Raw genomic sequence first — 19,237 nt, forward strand, 5'->3', positions numbered from 1 at the left:
CGGGGAAAAGGACCATGGCGGTTCGCAGACTTGCCGCTGAACAACCTGAAAGCTTTGCTTTCACAGCGGAAAATCTCGCTTGGGCGAAGAAGGTGATCGACCGTTACCCGGCTGGCCGTCAGGCCTCGGCCGTGATCCCGCTTTTGTGGCGCGCACAGGAACAGAACGAAGGCTGGGTGAGCGAGCCGGCGATCCGCTACATCGCGGAAATGCTGGGCATGCCGCACATCCGCGTGCTGGAAGTGGCGACGTTCTACACCATGTTCCAGCTGCAGCCGGTGGGCAAGAAGGCGCATATCCAGGTGTGCGGCACCACGCCCTGCCAGCTGCGCGGCGCGGAAGACCTGATCCGCGTGTGCAAGTCGAAGATCGCCGCTCATGCGCATGATCTGTCGGCTGACGGCAATTTCTCCTGGGAAGAGGTCGAGTGCCTTGGTGCCTGCGTGAACGCGCCCATGGTCCAGATCTTCAAGGACACCTACGAGGACCTGACGCCGGAGAGCCTTGAAAAGCTCATCGACGACATTTCCGCCGGCCGCGAAGTGACGCCCGGCCCGCAGATCGACCGCCGTTTCGGTGCTCCCGAAGGCGGCCCGACGTCGCTGACGGATATTGCCGACGACACGCAGGGCGTTCTTCCCGTACCGCATGTGGTGGATGGCGCAGAGAAGGCTTCGCATGCCTTCGCCGGTCCGTCGATCAACGGTGGCGGCAAGGATTTCAACGGCGTACCGGATTCGGCTGAAGTGTCAGTTGCACGTGTGAAGGCCGAAGTGGCCGCCCGCAAGGCTGCTGAAGCCGCAGCCAAGAACGAGGGGTGAGAGAGGCAAGATGCTGAAGGATCAGGATCGGATCTTCACCAATATCTACGGCTTGCACGACTGGGGCCTTGAGGGCGCCCGCAAGCGTGGCCATTGGGACAACACCAAGGGGCTGATCGAAAAGGGCCGCGACTGGATCATCGAGGAGATGAAGAGTTCGGGTCTGCGCGGGCGCGGTGGCGCCGGCTTCCCGACCGGCCTCAAGTGGTCCTTCATGCCCAAGGCCAGCGACGGCCGCCCGTCCTATCTGGTGGTCAATGCGGACGAGTCCGAGCCGGGCACCTGCAAGGACCGCGAGATCCTGCGCCACGACCCGCACACGCTGGTCGAGGGCTGCCTGATCGCCGGTTTCGCCATGGGCGCCATTGCCGCCTACATCTATGTGCGCGGCGAATTCATCCGTGAGCGCGAGCGCCTGCAGGCTGCCATCGACCAGGCCTATGACGCCGGGCTGATCGGCAAGAACAACAAGAACGGCTACGACTTCGACATCTACGTCCATCACGGCGCAGGTGCCTATATCTGCGGTGAAGAGACCGCGCTGCTCGAAAGCCTTGAGGGCAAGAAGGGCCAGCCGCGCCTGAAGCCGCCGTTCCCGGCGAACGTCGGCCTCTATGGCTGCCCGACCACCGTGAACAACGTGGAATCGATCGCCGTTTCCCCGACGATCCTGCGCCGTGGCGCGGTCTGGTTCTCCGGTCTCGGCAAGCCGAATAACGCAGGCACGAAGCTGTTCTGCGTGTCCGGCCACGTCAATCGTCCCTGCACGGTCGAGGAGGAGCTGGGCATTCCGTTCAGCGAACTCATCGAGAAGCACTGCGGCGGCATTCGCGGCGGCTGGGACAATCTGCTGGCGGTGATCCCGGGCGGCTCGTCCGTTCCCTGCCTCACCGGCGAGCAGATCAAGGACACGGCCATGGACTTCGACACCCTGCGCGGCCTCGGCTCCGGCCTCGGCACGGCGGCGGTGATCGTCATGGACAAGTCCACCGACATCATCAAGGCGATTGCGCGCCTGAGCTACTTCTACAAGCACGAGAGCTGCGGCCAGTGCACGCCGTGCCGTGAAGGCACCGGCTGGATGTGGCGCGTCATGGAGCGCATGGTCAAGGGCCAGTCCTCCCGTGAGGAAATCGACATGCTGTTCAACGTCACCAAGCAGGTGGAAGGTCACACGATCTGCGCCCTTGGCGATGCGGCTGCATGGCCGATCCAGGGCCTGATCAAGAACTTCCGGCCTGTGATCGAGGCCCGCATTGACGACTACGTGGCCAAGACCAAGGCTCCCAAGGCCTTGGCTGCGGCAGAGTAACCGGGAACGGAATTCGGAGACAGGCGATGACAAAGCTGATCATCGACGGCAAGGAAGTTGACGTCCCGGCGGATTACACGCTGCTGCAGGCCTGCGAGGAAGCAGGCGCGGAAGTGCCGCGTTTCTGCTACCACGACCGGCTGTCGATTGCCGGCAACTGCCGCATGTGCCTTGTGGAAGTGAAGGGCGGGCCCCCGAAGCCGACCGCCTCCTGCGCCATGGGCGTGCGTGACCTCAGGCCCGGCCCGAACGGCGAGCCGCCGGTGGTGCTGACCAAGAGCCCGATGGTCAAGAAGGCCCGCGAAGGGGTGATGGAGTTCCTGCTCATCAACCACCCGCTGGACTGCCCGATCTGTGACCAGGGCGGCGAGTGCGACCTTCAGGACCAGGCCATGGCCTATGGTGTGGACAGCTCGCGCTTTGCCGAAAACAAGCGTGCTGTCGAGAACAAGCACCTCGGCCCGCTGGTCAAGACCATCATGACCCGCTGCATCCACTGCACGCGCTGCGTCCGTTTCACCACGGAAGTCTGCGGCGTTGCCGACATGGGCCTGATCGGCCGTGGCGAAGATGCGGAGATCACCACCTATCTGGAAGCCGCGCTGTCCTCCGAAATGCAGGGCAACGTGGCCGACCTGTGCCCGGTGGGCGCGCTGACGCACAAGCCCTACGAATTCAACGCCCGCCCCTGGGAACTGGTGAAGACGGAAAGCGTCGACGTCATGGATGCGCTCGGCTCTGCCATCCGCGTCGACACCCGTGGCCGCGAAGTGATGCGCATCATGCCGCGCCTCAACGACGAGGTGAACGAGGAGTGGATCTCGGACAAGTCCCGCTACATCTGGGACGGCCTGAAGACCCAGCGCCTCGACCGGCCCTACGCCCGCAAGGACGGCAAGCTGGTTCCGGTGAGCTGGAGCGAAGCCTTCCAGATCATTGCGGACAAGGTGAAGGCCACCACCGCTGACAAGATTGGTGCGCTCGCCGGCCAGTTGTCCAGCGTGGAAGAGATGTTTGCGCTGAAGAGCCTGATGGACAGCCTCGGTGTGAAGAACATCGACAGCCGCTTTCCCGGCTCGCCGCTGCATCCCAAGCATGGCCGCGCCAGCTATCTGTTCAACGCCACGGTTGCCGGGATCGACGAGGCCGATGCCATCGTTCTGATCGGCACCAACCCGCGCCTCGAAGCTCCGGTGCTCAACGCCCGGCTGCGCAAGCGCTGGGTCAAGGGCAATGTCGAGATTTCCGTGATCGGCCAGAACGCCGATCTCACCTATCCGGCCACCTACAAGGGCGCTGGCCCCGACACGCTGGCATCCCTCATCGACGATGCGTCCTTCCTCGCCGGTGCGAAGAAGCCGCTCATCATCGTGGGTCAGGGCGCGATCAACCGTCCGGACGGGGCTGCTGTTCTGTCGCTGGCGGCCAAGCTTGCCCAGTCGCGCGGCGCGGTCCGGGAAGACTGGAACGGCTTCAGCGTTCTGCACACGGAAGCCGCTCAGGTTGGCGCGCTCGATATCGGCTTCGTACCGGGCGAGGGCGGTCTGTCGACCGGCCAGATCCTGGCTGAAAACAGCCTCGACGTGCTGTTCCTGCTGGGCGTTGACGAGATCGAGATCCCGGCCGGGGCTTTCGTGGTCTATCAGGGCACCCATGGTGACAAGGGCGCCCACCGCGCCGACGTCATCCTGCCGGGCGCTGCCTATACCGAGAAGTCCGGCCTTTACGTGAACCTTGAAGGCCGCGTCCAGCTGGGCGACCGTGCCGGCTTCCCCCCGGGTGAAGCGCGTGAGGACTGGGCCATCCTGCGTGCCCTGTCGGCGGTTCTCGGCAAGGCTCTGCCGTTCGACAGCCTAGCGCAGCTGCGCGCCAAGCTCTTCGAGGCATTCCCGCACATGGCGGCCATCGACACCATCGCAGCCGGCAACCCGGCTGACGTGGAGGCTCTGGCCGGCCTTGGCGGCAAGACCAATTCCGTCGCCTTCACCAACGTGATCAGCGACTTCTATCTGACGAACCCGATCGCCCGCGCGTCGAAGGTCATGGCGGAATGTTCCGCACTGGCCAAGTCGCGCCTGGCGGCGGCAGCGGAATAAGGGGCAGGGGACAACGATGTCGGAGTTTATGACGACCTACGGCTGGCCGTTCCTCTGGATGGCGTTCCAGAGCGTGCTGCTGATGGTGGTGCTCCTCGTGATCATCGCCTACATCCTCTATGCCGACCGCAAGATCTGGGCTGCCGTGCAGATCCGCCGGGGCCCGAACGTGGTTGGCCCCTGGGGGCTGCTGCAGTCCTTTGCCGACCTTCTGAAGTTCGTGCTGAAGGAGCCGGTCATTCCGGCGGGCTCCAACAAGGGCCTGTTCCTGCTGGCACCGCTCCTCACCGTGCTTCTGGCGCTCAGCGCCTGGGCCGTGGTGCCGGTGGCCGATGGCTGGGTGATTGCCGACATCAACGTGGGCATTCTCTACATCTTCGCCATCTCCTCGCTCGGGGTCTACGGCATCATCATCGGCGGCTGGGCCTCCAACTCGAAGTATCCCTTCCTGTCGGCCCTGCGCTCTGCCGCGCAGATGGTGTCCTATGAAGTCTCCATCGGCCTCGTCATCGTCACCGTCCTGCTCTGCGCCGGTTCGCTGAACCTGACGGAAATCGTCAATTCCCAGAAGACGGGTCTGGCGACGGCTGTGGGCCTGCCCTGGCTGTCGATCCTTAACTGGTACTGGCTGCCGCTGCTGCCGATGTTCGTGGTGTTCTTCATTTCGGCCCTGGCCGAGACGAACCGCCCGCCCTTCGATCTGGCGGAAGCAGAGTCGGAGCTCGTGGCCGGTTTCATGGTGGAATATGGCTCCACCCCGTACATGATGTTCATGCTCGGCGAGTATGTGTCGATTGCGCTGATGTGCGCGATGATGACCATCCTGTTCATGGGCGGCTGGCTGCCGCCGGTGGATGCGGCTCCCTTCACCTGGGTGCCGGGCTTCGTCTGGTTCCTGCTGAAGTCGCTGCTCGTCTTCTTCATGTTCGCCATGGTGAAGGCAATGGTCCCGCGCTACCGCTACGACCAGCTGATGCGTCTGGGCTGGAAGATCTTCCTGCCGCTGTCGCTGATCATGGTTGTGGTTGTCGCCGGCGTTCTGCAGGTGATGGGCTGGGCCCCGTAAGGCCATGGATATTTCCGTCGCCGGGTTGATTGGCGCAGCCATCGGGTTGTACATCGGCTGGCTCGACTACGGCATCCTGAACGGGCTGCTGTCGGCGATGGTCGAAAAGAACAAGCGCAAGGGCGGCGGATGGGCCGTACGGTTCGAGCCAGTCCTGCGCAAACTGGTTTTCATCCTTCCGGTCACCCTCTTTCCGGTGATCGGGTATCTGGCCGCGTTTCAGCTTGTAGGCTGAGCGGCAGGAAGGCAAAGAGGCTCTGGCGATGGGACTTGATCAGGCCATAAAGTCGCTGTTCTTGAAGGAGTTCGTATCGGCGTTCTTTCTCGCCATGCGCTATTTCTTCAAGCCGAAGCCGACTGTGAACTACCCCTTCGAGAAGGGGCCGGTGAGCCCGCGTTTCCGCGGCGAGCATGCCCTGCGGCGCTATCCCAACGGGGAAGAGCGCTGCATCGCCTGCAAGCTGTGCGAAGCCATCTGCCCGGCGCAGGCAATCACCATCGAAGCCGGCCCGCGCCGCAACGATGGCACCCGCCGCACCACCCGTTATGACATTGACATGGTCAAGTGCATCTACTGCGGCTTCTGCCAGGAAGCCTGCCCGGTGGATGCCATCGTCGAGGGCCCGAACTTCGAGTTCGCCACCGAGACGCGCGAAGAGCTTTACTACTCCAAGGAAAAGCTGCTCGCGAACGGCGACCGGTGGGAGCGGGAAATCGCCCGTAACATCGCAATGGATGCGCCCTACCGCTGAGGCGGCAGGCACAAGAAACAAGACCCCTGGCCGCTGCATGAAGCGGGCAGGGGATGCGCGGAACCGGCCGGCCGGCGGGGGACGCAAGAATGAGCCAAAGGCAAGAGCCCGAGACAGGCAGGTCCTGACATGATCCTGAAAGCCCTCTTCTTCTATCTGTTTGCCGGAGTGACCGTGGCATCTGCCTTCATGGTCATCTCGTCGCGCAATCCGGTGCACTCGGTGCTGTTCCTCATTCTGGCCTTCGTCAATTCGGCTGGTCTGTTCATCCTTCTGGGGGCCGAGTATCTCGCCATGCTGCTGATCGTCGTCTATGTCGGCGCGGTGGCGGTGCTCTTCCTCTTCGTGGTGATGATGCTGGACGTCGACTTCGTCGAGCTGCGGCAGGGCTTCCTGCAGTACATGCCGGTCGGCGCGCTGGTTGGGCTCATCCTGCTGGTCGAGCTGCTGATGGGTGTTGGCGCCTGGGTGATCGCGCCGGACCTGCTGGGCCATGGCTCACAACCGATCCCGCCGCTGGATCAGGTGTCCAACATCGAGGCCATCGGCCAGGTGCTCTACACCAAGTACATCTTCTTCTTCCAGGTTGCCGGGCTTGTGCTGCTGGTGGCGATGATCGGGGCCATCGTCCTGACGCTGCGCCACCGTGAGGGCATCAAGCGCCAGAGCGTTCCGGCTCAGGTTGCGCGCAACAAGGAAACGGCCATCGAGATCCGCAAGGTCGAGCCGGGCAAGGGCATTTGACGCGGGAAACCGCGGTTTTAAACCCGGGCAGGGGCATTTGATGCTCTTCTGCCCGGATCGGGGTAAACGAGGGAGCACTGCGAGGCGCCCATGGAAATCGGTCTGTCGCACTATCTGTCGGTCGCGGCCATCCTGTTCACGATCGGGATCTTCGGGATCTTTCTGAACAGGAAAAACGTGATTGTCATCCTGATGTCGGTGGAGCTGCTGCTCCTCGCCGTCAACATCAACTTTGTCGCCTTCTCCACACACTTGGGCGATCTCATGGGCCAGATTTTCACCATGCTGGTTCTGACCGTGGCGGCCGCCGAGGCTGCCATCGGCCTCGCCATTCTGGTCGTGTTCCACCGCAACCGCGGCTCCATTGCCGTGGAAGACATCAATGCGATGAAGGGGTAACGGACGGATGTTGTATTCAGCGATCGTCTTCCTGCCCCTGATTGGCTTCCTGATTGCCGGTCTCTTCGGGCGTGTGATCGGGCATACGGCCAGCGAGTACATCACCAGCGGTCTGGTGATCGTCTCGGCCGTGCTGTCCTGGATTGCCTTCTTCACCATCGGTTACGGCGAAACGGCGCTTGTCGAAGTGGAGATCCTGCGCTGGATCTCCTCAGGCGCGCTTGATGTCGCCTGGTCGCTGCGCATCGACACGCTCACCGTGGTGATGCTGGTGGTGGTGAACACGGTGTCGGCTCTCGTGCATGTCTATTCCATCGGCTACATGCACCACGACCCGCACCGCTCGCGCTTCTTTGCCTATCTGTCGCTCTTCACCTTCGCCATGCTGTCGCTGGTGACGTCGAACAACCTGCTGCAGATGTTCTTCGGCTGGGAAGGCGTGGGCGTTGCCTCCTATCTGCTCATCGGCTTCTGGTACAAGAAGCCCTCGGCCAATGCGGCGGCCATGAAGGCCTTCGTCGTCAACCGCGTCGGTGACTTCGGCTTTGCCCTTGGCATCTTCGGCGTCTTCATGATGTTCGGCACCATCAACCTGCCGGAGATCTTCGCCAACGCACAGGCCGTCGTTGGCGGCCACGGGGCAGAGGGCGCTGACCACGGCGCGGCCGTGCTGAACTTCCTCGGCCATCCGCTCGATGCCCATACGGCGATGACTGTTGTCTGCCTGCTGCTGTTCATGGGTGCCATGGGCAAGTCGGCGCAGTTCCTGCTGCACACCTGGCTGCCGGACGCGATGGAAGGCCCGACCCCGGTGTCGGCCCTCATTCACGCCGCCACGATGGTGACCGCGGGTGTGTTCATGGTCGCCCGCCTGTCGCCGCTGTTCGAGCTGTCCCATACGGCGCTGATGGTTGTGACCTTCTTCGGTGCCACGACCGCCTTCTTCGCGGCAACGGTCGGCCTCGTGCAGAACGACATCAAGCGCGTGATCGCCTATTCAACCTGTTCGCAGCTCGGCTACATGTTCGTGGCGCTCGGCGTCGGTGCCTATTCGATCGCCGTGTTCCACCTGTTCACGCACGCCTTCTTCAAGGCGCTCCTGTTCCTCTGCGCCGGTTCGGTCATTCATGCGGTGTCGGACGAGCAGGACATGCGCAAGATGGGCGGCCTGCGCAAGCACATCCCGTTCACCTACTGGACCATGTTCATCGGCACGCTCGCCCTCACGGGTGTCGGCATTCCGCTCACGCACATTGGTCTGGCCGGCTTCCTGTCCAAGGATCTGGTGATCGAAGCCGCTTATGCCGCTTCGTCGGGTGCGCATGCCAATGCCTTCGCGCTCTACGGCTTCTGGATGACGGTGGTGGCCGCAGGCCTGACTTCCTTCTACTCCTGGCGCCTGACCTTCATGACCTTCCACGGCAAGCCGCGCGCTCCGGTGGATGTGATGAAGCACGTGCATGAATCCCCGATGGTGATGCTGGCGCCGCTGTTCATCCTGTCCATCGGTGCCGTTCTGGCGGGCATGCTGTTCTACAGCCAGTTTGCCGGCGAGGGCTACGATGCCTTCTGGAAGGGTGCGCTGTTCACCGGTACCGAGAACCACATCCTTCACGCCATCCATGACGTGCCGAAGTGGGTCAAGGTTTCGCCCTTCGTCATGATGGTGCTTGGCCTCGGGACCGCCTGGTACTTCTACATCCGCTCGCCCGAGACGCCCAAGCGCCTGGCTGCCGAGCATGAGGGCCTCTACAAGTTCCTGCTGAACAAGTGGTACTTCGACGAGCTCTACAACCTCATCTTCGTGCGTCCGGCCATGTGGATCGGCCGCCAGCTCTGGAAGAAGGGTGATGGCAAGATCATCGATGGCTACGGCCCCGATGGCGTTGCCGCCCGTGTCCAGAATGTCACGTCCTGGGTCGTGCGCCTGCAGACCGGATATCTCTACCACTATGCTTTTGCGATGCTGATCGGTGTGGCGGCGCTCGTCACCTGGTCGATGTTCACCGGCGTTTCGACCGGCGGGGGAGCGCACTGATGATCGATTGGCCGATCCTGACACTGACCACATTCCTGCCGCTGGCAGGTGTGCTGGCCATTCTCCTGGTGCCGGGAGACGATGACGGGGCAAAGCGCAACATCCGCATGGTTGCGCTGGTCACCACCATCTTCACCTTCATCCTGTCGCTGTTCATCTGGGGCGCCTTCGACTACGCCAACCCGGGCTTCCAGCTTGTCGAAAGCAAGGAATGGCTCGGCGGCAACATCGGCTACCGCATGGGCGTCGATGGCATCTCGATGCTCTTCGTCATCCTGACGACGTTCCTCATGCCCTTCTGCATCCTTGCCTCCTGGGAGAGCGTGCAGAAGCGCGTGAAGGAGTACATGATCGCGTTCCTCATTCTGGAAACGATGATGATCGGCGTGTTCTGCGCGCTGGATCTGGTGCTCTTCTACGTCTTCTTCGAGGCGAGCCTGCTGCCGATGTTCCTCATCATCGGCGTGTGGGGCGGCAAGCGCCGCGTCTATGCCAGCTACAAGTTCTTCCTCTACACGCTGCTCGGCTCCGTGCTGATGCTGGTGGCCATCATGTCCATGTACTGGACGGCCGGCACCACCGACATCGCAGCCCTGATGCGCCATCCCTTCGCGGAGAATGCGCAGACGTGGCTATGGCTCGCCTTCTTCGCCAGCTTTGCGGTGAAGATGCCGATGTGGCCGGTGCATACCTGGCTGCCGGACGCCCACGTGGAAGCGCCGACCGCCGGTTCCGTGATCCTGGCCGGCGTGCTGCTGAAGATGGGCGGCTACGGCTTCCTGCGCTTCTCGCTGCCGATGTTCCCGCTGGCGAGCGAAATGTTCGCCCCGCTGGTGTTCACCCTGTCTGTTGTCGCCATCATCTACACCTCGCTGGTGGCGCTGGCGCAGGAGGACATCAAGAAGCTCATCGCCTATTCCTCCGTCGCCCACATGGGCTACGTCACCATGGGCATCTTCGCGATGAACATGCAGGGCCTGCAGGGCGCGATCTTCCAGATGCTGTCGCATGGTATCGTCTCCGGCGCGCTCTTCCTCTGCGTCGGCGTGATCTATGACCGGATGCACACCCGCGAGATTTCGGCCTATGGCGGCCTTGTCAACCGGATGCCGGTCTATGCGGTGATCTTCCTGATCCTGACCATGGCCAATGTCGGCCTGCCGGGCACCAGCGGCTTCGTCGGTGAAATCCTGACCCTGATGGGTGCCTTCGAGGCCAACACCTGGGTTGCCTTCTTCGCAGCCACCGGCGTGATCCTCTCGGCCGCCTATGCGCTCTACCTCTACCGCCGCGTCGTCTTCGGCGCGCTGGACAAGGAGAGCCTGAAGTCGATCCTCGATCTCGACCTCCGCGAGAAGGTGCTTCTGGTGCCGCTCGTCGTGCTGACCATCTTCTTCGGCTTCTATCCGTCGCCGGTACTTGATGTGACGACGGCCTCGGTGGAAGCCCTGATCACCAATTACAATGCAGCCATCGAGGCGGCTGGCCCGGCGCAGCAGGCACACATTCCCGCTGCCGCCCATGCCAGCCACTGATCCCGACTGGACGAAAGACGCGCGCAATGTCTGAAACCACTCAATTGCCCGACCTTCTGCCCGTACTGCCGGAGATCTTCCTCTCTGCGGGTGCCCTCGTGCTGCTGATGATTGGCGCCTTTGGCGGCAAGAAGATCAGCTTCCTCGTCAACGGCATGGCCATGGGCCTGGTCGCGGCGGCAGCGCTCTTCGTGCTGCCCTACGGCGCCCAGCTCGGGACGACCTTCCACGGCGCCTTCATTCTGGACGGCTTTGCCTTCTACATGAAGCAGCTGGTGCTGATCGGCTCGTTCTTCGCCATCGCCATGTCCTGGGCCTATGCCAAGAGCCAGTCCTTCGACCGCTTCGAGTATCCGGTGCTGATCCTCCTGGCCACCGTCGGCATGATGCTGATGCTCTCGGCCAATGACATGATCGCCCTTTACCTTGGCCTCGAGCTGCAGAGCCTGTCGCTCTACGTGGTGGCTGCGATCAACCGGGACTCCGTGCGTTCCACGGAAGCCGGTCTCAAGTACTTCGTGCTGGGTGCCCTGTCCTCGGGCATGCTGCTCTACGGTATCTCGCTGATTTACGGTTTCACCGGCCATGTCGGCTTCCCGGAAATTGCAGCGGTGCTGACGAAGGAGGGCGCGTCCATCGGTCTCGTCTTCGGCCTCGTCTTCATGCTTGCTGGCCTTGCCTTCAAGATTTCGGCCGTGCCGTTCCACATGTGGACGCCGGACGTCTATGAAGGCGCGCCGACGCCGGTCACCGCCTTCTTTGCGGCCGCTCCCAAGGTCGCGGCCATGGGCCTTCTGGTGCGCGTCGTCATCGACGTGTTCCAGCCGGTTGCCCATGACTGGCAGCAGATTGTGGTCTTCGTCTCCATCGCCTCCATGGTGCTGGGTGCCTTTGCCGCCATCGGCCAGACCAACATCAAGCGCCTGATGGCCTATTCCTCCATCGGCCACATGGGCTATGCGCTCGTCGGCCTTGCCTCCGGTACGGAACAGGGTGTGATGGGCGTCATCGTCTACATGACCGCCTATCTGGTCATGACCCTCGGCGCCTTCGCCTGCATCCTCTCCATGCGCCGCAAGTCGGGCATGGTGGAAGAGATCAGCGAGCTGTCCGGCCTGTGGAAGTCCAACCTGCCGATGGCCATCCTGCTCGCCTGCATCATGTGGTCGCTGGCCGGTCTGCCGCCCTTCATCGGCTTCTTCGCCAAGTGGTACGTGTTCTCGGCCGCTGTCGAGGCAGGGCTCTATCCGCTGGCGATCATCGGTGTTGTCGCTTCGGTGGTGGGGGCCTACTACTACCTGCGTGTCATCAAGGTGATGTTCTTTGATGAGCCGGCCGAGAAGTTCGAGCCGATGCCGGTGGAACTGCGGGTCGTGCTGGGCCTGTCCAGCATCGGCGTGCTGTTCTTCTTCGCCGGTGCGTCCAGCTTCATTCCGATCGCCACGGCGGCGGCCAAGAGCCTGTTCTGAGCCTTATGAGCGGGACATTGCAAGAATTTGGCCCGGTGCCTTGCGCACCGGGCTTCCGTTTTGAAAGGCACTCCGCGCTGGAGTCGACCAACACCCGTGCCATGGAACTGGGCCGGGCAGGGGAGGTGGGCGGCCTGTGGGTGCTAGCGGATGTGCAGACCGGCGGACGCGGCCGGCGCGGCCGGGCCTGGGTGTCGCCGAAGGGCAACCTCTTCGCCTCGGTGCTGCTGATCGATCCGGGCCCGCGCGACCGGCTGGGCGAGCTGCCCATGGTGGCCGCCGTTGCGCTGGCCGAGGCCGTGGACCGGGCGGTCGGCTCCATCGGCCTTGCACGGCTGAAGTGGCCGAATGACCTTCTGGTGGATGGCGGCAAACTTTCCGGCATCCTTCTGGAAGCTCAGCCGCTCAGTGGCGGCCGCACCGGGGTCGTCTGCGGTTTCGGTGTCAATGTGGCGGCTCATCCGCAGATCGAGGCCTATGCCACGACGGATCTGACCGCGCTTGGCTTCCGCGTTTCGGCGCAAGTGATGTTCGAGCGGCTGGCAGAACAGTTCGCCCTCTGGCTCGGCCATTGGCAGCGCGATGGTTTTGATCCGGTGCGGGACGCCTGGATGAAACGGGCGCTGCGGCTGGGCGAGAAGATTGCCGTGCGCATGGGGGAAGAGCTGATAGAAGGCCGCTTTGCCGAAATCGATACGCGCGGGCAGATGGTTCTCGTGCTTGACAACGGCAGCAAAAAAACAATTTCGGCCGGAGATGTTTTCTTCGGAACCACAGGCTGACCGCACGCAACAGACTGTGCGGACATGAATATGCAAGGAGCACACCGTATGGCGGATGCCAACGAAATCGTCTTCCTGCCGCTTGGCGGCGTTGGCGAAATCGGAATGAACCTGGGCCTCTATGGCTATGGCCCGGACGGCGACCGTACGTGGCTGATCGTGGATTGCGGCGTCACTTTTGCAGGCCCCGACCTGCCGGGCATCGATCTGGTGCTGCCGGACATCCGCTTTCTGGAAAGCGAACGCAACCGCATTGCCGGCATGGTGATCACCCACGCGCATGAAGATCACTACGGCGGCATCATGCACCTGTGGCCGCATCTGCGGGTGCCGGTCTATGCCACTGCCTTCACCGCCGGTCTGCTGGAAGCAAAGATCGAGAGCGAGCCGGGTGCCGAAGAGGTTCCCGTGACGCTTGTAAAGCAGGGCGACCGGCTGAAGATCGGCGCCTTCGACGTCGAATTCGTCGCCATGTCCCACTCCATCCCCGAGCCCTGCGCCCTGGCGCTGCGCTTTCCGGAGGGCATGGTGGTGCATACGGGCGACTGGAAGATCGACCGCACGCCCGGCGTCGGCAAGCCGATCGACCTTGACCGTCTGGCCGAACTCGGCCGGGAAGGGGTGACGGCACTGGTCTGCGACAGCACTAACGCCTACCGGGAAGGCTTCAGCCCCTCCGAAGGCGATGTGGCCGGTGAACTGACCAAGATTATGAAGCGGGCGAAGCACCGGGTGGCCGTGACGACCTTCTCGTCCAACGTTGCCCGCATCCGAGCCATTGCGGAAGCTGCCGCCGCTTCGGACCGCAACCTCGTCGTCGTCGGCCGCTCCATGCGCCGGGTGATCGAGGTGGCCGGAGAGCTGGGCTATCTCGATGATCTGCCGCCGTTCCTCGATGAGGACAGCTACGGCTTCCTGCCGCGCGAGAAGACGGTGCTGCTCTGCACCGGCTCGCAGGGTGAAGTCCGGGCGGCCCTTGCCCGTATCGCTGCGGGCGAGCACCGCAACATTGCCCTGTCGAAAGGCGATCTGGTGATCTTCTCCGCCCGCACCATTCCCGGCAACGAGAAGGAAGTGGGCGCCATCGTCAATGGCCTTGCCAAGTCCGGTGTGGAGATTGTCACCGACCGGGACGGGCTGGTGCATGTGTCCGGCCATCCCCGGCAGGGCGAACTTGCCGAGCTTTACAAGCTGCTTCAGCCAAAGGTGGTGGTTCCCGTCCACGGCGAACCGTTCCATCTTGCAGCTCACGGCGAGTTTGCCCGCTCGCAGAAGATCAAGTCGGTGGTGGTGGCCGGAAATGGCGACATCATCCGTCTGGCACCGGGCCGCGCCGAAGTCATCGATGAAGCGCCGTTCGGCATCACGGTGGTGGATGGCATGATCATGGGGGATCCGGAGGAGACCGGCGTGAAGGAGCGGCGCAAGCTGTCCTTCGCCGGGGCTCTTGTGGTGTCGCTGGTGATCAACAAGACCGGTGATCTTCTGGATGATCCGGCCGTCGCGCTCTTCGGCATTCCGGAAACGGATGGCGAAGGGGACGAGATGGAGGAGATCGTCATCAAGGCCGTGCATGGCGCTTTCGGCAGCATTCCGAAGGCCCGCCGCAAGGACCCTGATCTGGTGAGTGAGGCGGTGCGCCGCTCTGTCCGCTCCAGCGTCAATGAGGTCTGGGGCAAGAAGACGCTCTGCAAGGTGCTCGTCTCCCGGGTATGATGACCGGGTGCGGGCCCTTGGGAGAGGGGCCGCAGGCACGCGCTGGCGCGTGGCGGGCCATGTGACAACAGGCCCGCCGGGCGAAGGAGGAAAGATGATCGGACGACTGAACCACGTGGCCATTGCCGTCAGCGACATTGACGCAGCCGCTGCCGTCTACCGCGACACGCTGGGGGCCGATGTCTCGGCCAAGGTGCCGCAGCCGGACCATGGCGTGTCGACGGTTTTCATCAACCTGCCCAACACCAAGATCGAGCTGCTGGAGCCGCTCGGCGAAAACTCTCCCATCCTGAAGTTCCTCGAAAAGAACCCGTCCGGCGGCATCCATCATGTCTGCTACGAGGTGGATGACATTCTGGCCGCCCGTGACCAGCTTCTGGCCAGGGGAGCGCGCGTGCTGGGCGATGGCGAGCCGAAGATTGGCGCCCATGGCAAGCCCGTGCTGTTCCTCCACCCGAAGGATTTTCTCGGCACCCTGACCGAACTCGAACAAGCCTGAAGGATCTGCAATGTCGATTGCCTACGGCCTGGCTGTCTATTTCATGATGTGGTGGATTCTCCTCTTCGCCGCGCTGCCTTTCGGCGTGCGCACGCAGGAGGAGGAGGGCAAGGTCGTCCCCGGCACGGTGGAAAGCGCTCCGGCGCGCCACCGCATGTGGCGCGTTGCCATGTGGAACACGGTGGTCACGACAATCGTCTTCGCCGTCTTCATCTGGTTGCGCGAGTCCGGCCTCACGCTGGACGACATTCCGCTGCCGGGTCCGAGGTGAGGGCGATTGTCCTGCCGGGTTGCGTGATCTGACGCAGCGTCTGGAATTCCTTGGAATGGGGTCCTGAATTTCTTGTGAAGCAGGATGATATGCCGGCTGAAGTGGCTGGTGGTGCGTCAGCCATGCGTCACGGCTTCGCGTCGTGTGGTTGGGGCGGGAACCGGCTTGACCGCCTGCTTCTGTCTTGTCTGGTCAGGAAGGCTATTCCTGCCTCATTGATCGAAATGACGGCAGATATAGTGTGCCAGCTCTTCCGTATTCGTCATGCCATGACGGAGAGGGGTTTTACTTGGCTGAGTGTGGGATTTCTGCTGAAAAATTTGCAGATGTTTGATGCTTTCTGTTGATGCCAGGCCTTGCGATGCTCGGGCACTGCGCCTTGAAAAAGCCCAAGCGCTGCCAAGCCCTCGCAGTCAAAAATTATGCGCCAGAAATCCCTGCCAAAAATCCCGCCCCAAAATCCGGACGAAAAAAAAGCAGGACTTGCGTCCTGCTTCTTTAAGTTCCGCGTCTAAACTCCCCCGTTTTACACCAGTGCTCTTTTAAGCTTCCAGTGCCGGCTGCGAACCCGAAGGTGCGCCTGGGGGATCTTCCTCCCAAGACTCAGACCGCGATGCCTCTTTTCAGTGGCTCCGAACGTTGAAAATCAACGTCCTGTTCTTATGAAAGTGGAAACTAGCGCATCGACACAAACTTGTCACTATTTTGAGCGCATAAGCACAAACTTTTTGCATGCCGCTTTCTGATGCGGTTCGCCGGCTCCGGAAAATGGCTGCCTCTGGGCCGCCGGAGTGCGGGAAACGGCGGATAACCGCGCATTTGGCGGCAAGGGGCTTGAGTTTTTGCCGCACCTGCGGTTTCTCTCAGGCCGCGTCCCGCATATGGGCCCGGCTTGCGGGCCAAGCAAGACCAGAGAGAGACCATGCGCCTGTCCCGCTTTTTTCTGCCGATCCTGAAGGAAAACCCCAAGGAAGCGGAAATCGTTTCGCACCGCCTGATGCTGCGCGCCGGCATGATCCGCCAGCAGTCCGCAGGCATCTATTCCTGGCTGCCGCTTGGTTTCCGCGTGCTGCGCAAGATCGAGAAGATCGTTGAGGAAGAACAGAATCGCGCCGGCGCCATCCAGTTGCTGATGCCGACCATCCAGTCGGCCGACCTGTGGCGCGAAAGCGGGCGCTATGACGCCTATGGCAAGGAGATGCTGCGCATCGAGGACCGCCACGAGCGTGAAATGCTGTTCGGCCCGACCAACGAGGAGATGATCACCGACATCTTCCGCGGCTATGTGCGCTCCTACAAGGATCTGCCGCTGAACCTCTACCACATCCAGTGGAAGTTCCGTGACGAGGTGCGCCCGCGCTTCGGCATCATGCGCGGCCGTGAATTCCTGATGAAGGACGCCTATTCCTTCGACATCGACAAGGAAGCCGCGCGCCACGCCTATAACCGCATGTTCGTCGCCTATCTGCGCACCTTCGCCCGCATGGGCCTGAAGGCCATTCCGATGCGTGCCGACACCGGCCCGATCGGCGGAGACATGAGCCACGAGTTCATCATTCTGGCTTCGACCGGTGAAAGCGCCGTGTTCTGCGACAAGAGCCTGCTGGACATGCCGACCCCTGCCGCCGATACGGATTTTGCCTCGGACCTGACACCGCTGATCGACCAGTGGACGACGCCTTATGCGGCAACGGACGAGATGCACGATGAAGCTGCCTTCGAGGCGCTGCCTGCTGATGCGCAGGTATCCGCCCGCGGCATCGAGGTGGGGCACATCTTCTACTTCGGCACCAAGTATTCCGAAGCCATGGGCGCAAAGGTCATGACCAAGGAAGGCACGGAAGTGCCGGTGCACATGGGTTCCTATGGCGTTGGCGTGTCGCGCCTGATGGGCGCGCTCATCGAGGCGAGCCATGATGAGGAAGGGATCATCTGGCCTGCTTCCGTGGCGCCGTTCCATGTGGGCCTCATCAACCTGAAGCCGGGCGATGCGGAGACAGATGCGGCCTGTGAGGCGCTGTATCAGCGTCTTGAAAATGCCGGGATCGAAGTCCTGTATGATGACGTTGACACCCGCGCCGGGACCAAGTTCGCCACCATGGATCTGATCGGTCTGCCGTTCCAGCTGATCGCAGGACCGCGCGGCCTCAAGGATGGCGTGATCGAGGTGAAGGAGCGGGCCACGGGAGCCCGCGAAACACTCACCATCGATGCGGCCTTCAACAAGGTCCGGGAAGCTCTGGCTGTCTGAGCCAGTTTTCCGGCCCCCGCATCTGGGGGATAAGGGACCGGGCGCACAGGATTTCCTCCGCCCGGTCTTGTACTATCCGCAGTGACCACCGATCTGCCGCTTGTGGCCTTATGGCCAGCGGCTCCGGACGCAAGGCAGAGCATGAGCGGACCCAAGGACGTTTCCGGCAAGGGCAAGAACACCAAGGCAGCGCAGGATTCCCGCGCGCCGGGCAAGGCCTTTGCCCCTTTCGAGTGGATGCTGGCCGGGCGCTATCTGCGTTCGCGGCGGCGTGATTCCTTCATTTCCGTCATCGCCGGCTTTTCCTTTGCCGGAATCACCCTTGGCGTTGCCACGCTTGTGATCGTGATGGCGGTGATGAACGGCTTCCGCTCCGAGCTTCTGTCGAAGATCCTTGGCATCAACGGCCACATGCTGGTGCAGCCCATCGATCAGCCGCTGACGGATTTCGATGCGGTCGCTTCACGTCTGCAGGGCGTGGAGGGCGTGGTGGCGGCCGTGCCTTTCGTCGAAGGCCAGGCGCTGGTCACCGGGCCCGCCAACAGCCTCGGCGCGCTGGTGCGCGGCCTCTACGAGCAGGATCTGAAGCGCCTGCCGCTGGTGGCCGGCAACATCCGCATGGGTACGCTGGAGGGCTTTGATACCAGCGAGGGCGTTGCCATCGGCACACGGCTCGCCGCGCAGCTCGGCCTCACCATCGGCGACAATCTTGCCATCATCTCGCCGCGCGGAACGGTGACGCCGATGGGCGTGACGCCGCGGCGCAAGTCCTATCCGATCACGGCGATCTTCGAGATCGGCATGTCAGAATATGACGGCACCATCGTCTTCATGCCGCTGAAGGAAGCGCAGAGCTACTTCAACATGGACGACCGGGCGACGGGCGTTGAAGTCTATGTGAAGGACCCGGACAGCGTCGGCCGCATGCGTGCCGCCGTCGAGGACGGGGCAGGGCGCCCGGCTTTCGTCACCGACTGGCGCCAGCGCAACATCACCTTCTTCTCGGCGCTTGAGGTGGAGCGGAACGTGATGTTCCTGATCCTGACGCTGATTGTCGTCGTGGCCGCGCTCAACATCATTTCGGGTCTCACCATGCTGGTGAAGGACAAGGGCAAGGATATTGCCATCCTGCGCACCATGGGGGCGACGCGCGGCTCGATCCTGCGCATCTTCGTCATCACGGGGGCCAGCATCGGCGTGGTCGGCACCATCTCCGGCTTCCTGCTGGGCCTGCTCGTGTGCCTCAACATCGAGAGCATCCGTCAGGGCATTTCCTGGCTGACCCAGACCCAGCTCTTCGACCCGACGCTCTATTTCCTGTCCAAGATGCCGGCGGAAATGGATACGGGCGAAACCATCATGATCCTCATCATGGCGCTGGTGCTGTCGCTGCTGGCAACGCTCTATCCCGCCTGGCGGGCAGCGCGGCTCGACCCGGTGGAGGCGCTGCGTTACGAATGAGCAGCACGTCCGGCACTGCCCCCGC

At 62.6% G+C, this 19,237-nt stretch carries 17 protein-coding genes; all 17 read left to right on the plus strand.

Annotation, left to right across the window (positions count from 1 at the left end):
• Positions 1-14 precede the first annotated feature (14 nt).
• The 17 genes from nuoE to IF10I1_RS14005 all read left to right on the plus strand — a co-directional run bounded on the left by nuoE (position 15) and on the right by IF10I1_RS14005 (position 19,212).
• Positions 15-821 carry an NADH-quinone oxidoreductase subunit NuoE gene (gene nuoE, locus IF10I1_RS13925; RefSeq protein ID WP_058899697.1) on the plus strand — a complete coding sequence of 269 codons (807 nt, stop codon included), beginning with the start codon at positions 15-17 and terminating at the stop codon, positions 819-821.
• 10 nt (positions 822-831) lie between these two features.
• Positions 832-2,133 carry an NADH-quinone oxidoreductase subunit NuoF gene (gene nuoF / locus IF10I1_RS13930; protein ID WP_050473203.1) on the plus strand — a complete coding sequence of 434 codons (1,302 nt, stop codon included), beginning with the start codon at positions 832-834 and terminating at the stop codon, positions 2,131-2,133.
• A 26-nt stretch (positions 2,134-2,159) separates the two neighbouring features.
• Positions 2,160-4,229 (plus strand): NADH-quinone oxidoreductase subunit NuoG, encoded by a 2,070-nt coding sequence (gene nuoG / locus IF10I1_RS13935; RefSeq protein ID WP_186393287.1) that lies wholly within the window; start codon positions 2,160-2,162, stop codon positions 4,227-4,229.
• A 16-nt stretch (positions 4,230-4,245) separates the two neighbouring features.
• On the plus strand, positions 4,246-5,295 hold the full coding sequence (nuoH, locus tag IF10I1_RS13940) for an NADH-quinone oxidoreductase subunit NuoH (protein WP_050473206.1): 1,050 nt from the start codon (positions 4,246-4,248) through the stop codon (positions 5,293-5,295).
• A 4-nt stretch (positions 5,296-5,299) separates the two neighbouring features.
• On the plus strand, positions 5,300-5,530 hold the full coding sequence (locus tag IF10I1_RS13945; protein ID WP_019964671.1) for a hypothetical protein: 231 nt from the start codon (positions 5,300-5,302) through the stop codon (positions 5,528-5,530).
• A gap of 28 nt (positions 5,531-5,558) precedes the next feature.
• Positions 5,559-6,047 carry an NADH-quinone oxidoreductase subunit NuoI gene (gene nuoI / locus IF10I1_RS13950; RefSeq protein ID WP_019964670.1) on the plus strand — a complete coding sequence of 163 codons (489 nt, stop codon included), beginning with the start codon at positions 5,559-5,561 and terminating at the stop codon, positions 6,045-6,047.
• A 129-nt stretch (positions 6,048-6,176) separates the two neighbouring features.
• The gene (locus tag IF10I1_RS13955) at positions 6,177-6,791 is read left to right on the plus strand and encodes an NADH-quinone oxidoreductase subunit J (protein WP_050473207.1); all 615 of its coding nucleotides are present in this window, start codon (positions 6,177-6,179) and stop codon (positions 6,789-6,791) included.
• Between the two features lie 90 nt (positions 6,792-6,881).
• On the plus strand, positions 6,882-7,190 hold the full coding sequence (gene nuoK / locus IF10I1_RS13960; protein ID WP_019964668.1) for an NADH-quinone oxidoreductase subunit NuoK: 309 nt from the start codon (positions 6,882-6,884) through the stop codon (positions 7,188-7,190).
• A 10-nt stretch (positions 7,191-7,200) separates the two neighbouring features.
• Positions 7,201-9,228, plus strand: coding sequence for an NADH-quinone oxidoreductase subunit L (gene nuoL, locus IF10I1_RS13965; protein WP_186393978.1), 2,028 nt, complete (start codon positions 7,201-7,203; stop codon positions 9,226-9,228).
• Positions 9,228-10,763, plus strand: coding sequence for an NADH-quinone oxidoreductase subunit M (locus tag IF10I1_RS13970; RefSeq protein WP_186424544.1), 1,536 nt, complete (start codon positions 9,228-9,230; stop codon positions 10,761-10,763). The genes nuoL and IF10I1_RS13970 overlap by 1 nt, the downstream gene beginning before the upstream one ends.
• A 26-nt stretch (positions 10,764-10,789) precedes the next feature.
• Positions 10,790-12,232 (plus strand): NADH-quinone oxidoreductase subunit NuoN, encoded by a 1,443-nt coding sequence (gene nuoN / locus IF10I1_RS13975; RefSeq protein WP_186424545.1) that lies wholly within the window; start codon positions 10,790-10,792, stop codon positions 12,230-12,232.
• Positions 12,233-12,249: 17 nt separating this feature from the next.
• Entirely contained in the window at positions 12,250-13,014 is a 765-nt protein-coding gene (locus tag IF10I1_RS13980; RefSeq protein WP_082205961.1) for a biotin--[acetyl-CoA-carboxylase] ligase, read from the plus strand.
• A 48-nt stretch (positions 13,015-13,062) separates the two neighbouring features.
• Positions 13,063-14,730: a ribonuclease J gene (locus tag IF10I1_RS13985; protein ID WP_186424546.1), complete on the plus strand. Its 1,668-nt coding sequence runs from the start codon at positions 13,063-13,065 to the stop codon at positions 14,728-14,730.
• Positions 14,731-14,824: 94 nt separating this feature from the next.
• Complete coding sequence (gene mce / locus IF10I1_RS13990) at positions 14,825-15,229, plus strand: methylmalonyl-CoA epimerase (protein ID WP_058900795.1); 405 nt, start codon at positions 14,825-14,827, stop codon at positions 15,227-15,229.
• A gap of 10 nt (positions 15,230-15,239) precedes the next feature.
• A complete protein-coding gene (locus IF10I1_RS13995; RefSeq protein WP_186393292.1) occupies positions 15,240-15,500 on the plus strand; it encodes a DUF1467 family protein in 261 nt (86 codons plus the stop codon).
• Between the two features lie 922 nt (positions 15,501-16,422).
• Positions 16,423-17,751, plus strand: coding sequence for a proline--tRNA ligase (gene proS / locus IF10I1_RS14000; RefSeq protein ID WP_186393293.1), 1,329 nt, complete (start codon positions 16,423-16,425; stop codon positions 17,749-17,751).
• Positions 17,752-17,988: 237 nt separating this feature from the next.
• A complete protein-coding gene (locus IF10I1_RS14005; RefSeq protein ID WP_186393979.1) occupies positions 17,989-19,212 on the plus strand; it encodes a lipoprotein-releasing ABC transporter permease subunit in 1,224 nt (407 codons plus the stop codon).
• Positions 19,213-19,237: the final 25 nt, after the last annotated feature.

Origin of the sequence: Pannonibacter sp. I15F10I1, assembly GCF_900185665.1 — a bacterium.
Taxonomy (GTDB): Bacteria; Pseudomonadota; Alphaproteobacteria; order Rhizobiales; family Stappiaceae; genus Pannonibacter; species Pannonibacter indicus.